Source organism: Streptomyces sp. NPDC001868 (assembly GCF_040297125.1).
Lineage (GTDB): Bacteria > Actinomycetota > Actinomycetes > Streptomycetales > Streptomycetaceae > Streptomyces.
Genome location: NZ_JBEOYO010000146.1, coordinates 1 through 1,211, shown reverse-complemented (window position 1 = coordinate 1,211; position 1,211 = coordinate 1). Strand labels below are relative to the sequence as shown.

At 63.4% G+C, this 1,211-nt stretch carries 1 protein-coding gene and 1 pseudogene; one reads left to right on the top strand and one right to left on the bottom strand.

All coding sequences use genetic code 11. The features are described 5' to 3' along the window. Positions 1-195: 195 nt before the first annotated feature. Complete coding sequence (locus ABT147_RS47210; protein WP_329895301.1) at positions 196-741, top strand: MOSC domain-containing protein; 546 nt, start codon at positions 196-198, stop codon at positions 739-741. 15 nt (positions 742-756) lie between these two features. On the opposite strand, the pseudogene ABT147_RS47205 reads toward ABT147_RS47210, so the two are convergent. Next, positions 757-990 (bottom strand): annotated as a pseudogene (locus tag ABT147_RS47205) (transposase); the annotation flags it as partial. Positions 991-1,211 lie beyond the last annotated feature (221 nt).

Below are 1,211 nucleotides of genomic sequence, written 5' to 3'. Positions count from 1 at the left end.
CCCCAAGCCGTTCATCTGGACCAAGACCGCCGAAGAAATCCTCGACTCCCTGGCCCGCCTCTGCCGACGGATCTCTGGCGCAGGACACTAGTAGGGCTTGGTCATGTTGGTGCGGGGTCTGGCGCCTCCCTCACAAGACTGGTTGCACCGCCTCTATGATCGACCGCCGCAGAACGACAACATGTGGAGGGCGTAATGCCTGGTCAGGTCGCCGCAGTGAGCCGTAACGAGGTGTACTCGTTCAGCAAGCCCAATCGCGATTCCATCACGTTACTCACGGGGCTCGGCGTGGAAGGAGACGTTCACGCAGGTGAGACGATCCGCCACCAGTTCCGCATGACCTACGAGCCGGACCTGCCCAACCTGCGCCAGGTCCACCTGATGCACGAGGAACTCTTCGACGAACTCGCGCTCAAGGGCTTCAAGGTCTCTGCGGGCGATCTCGGCGAGAACATCACCACGCGCGGGGTGGACCTGTTGGGTCTGCCCACCGGCGCTCTGCTCCATCTCGGGGAGCAGGCGGTGCTCGAGGTGACAGGACTGCGCAACCCGTGCTCGAAGATCAACGACTTCCGCAAGGGGCTGCTCGGTGAGGTCTTCGCCATGGACCCCTTGTCCGGCGAGTTCACCTTCAAGTGTGGTGTCATGGCTGTGGTCCGCCGTGGAGGGACCGTCCACCCCGACGATTCCATCCGAGTCGAGTCCCCGCCCCTCCCCCACCGCCCGCTGGAACGGGTCTAGGTTCTGGTTCCGTGGTCATCGGCGTGCCCAGATGAGGATGGCAGCGAGGTGGAGTGCGGCCTGGTAGGCGATCGCGAGCTTGTCCGTTCGCGTGGCCAGGCCTCGCCACTGCTTGAGGCGGTTGATGCATCGTTCGACGGTGTTGCGCTGCTTGTAGGCCTCGGCATCGAAGCCGGGTGGGCGGCCGCCTCGGCGGCCCCGCTGGCGTCGGTGGCCGATCTGGTCGGAGGGCTGCGGGATGACCGCGCGGTTCCACATCACATCGATGATCACTAATCGGACAGACACATCCGATCAACTGACCAACCCATCAAAGAGACACGCGCTAGCCTCGCCCGCAAGAACCCGGCATGGTGAAAGGACCCCTTACGGGCACCTAGTGTCCTGCGCCAGTAGTTGATCGTTAGTTGGTGTGTGACTTCTACTGCTGGTGCGTCAGTTCCTCGTCGGGGCCCGAAACTGGTGCCGTT

Coding starts and splice junctions, on each gene's coding strand:
- ABT147_RS47210 (WP_329895301.1), top strand. CDS start 196: ATGCCTGGTCAGGTCGCCGCAGTGAGCCGTAACGAGGTGTACTCGTTC.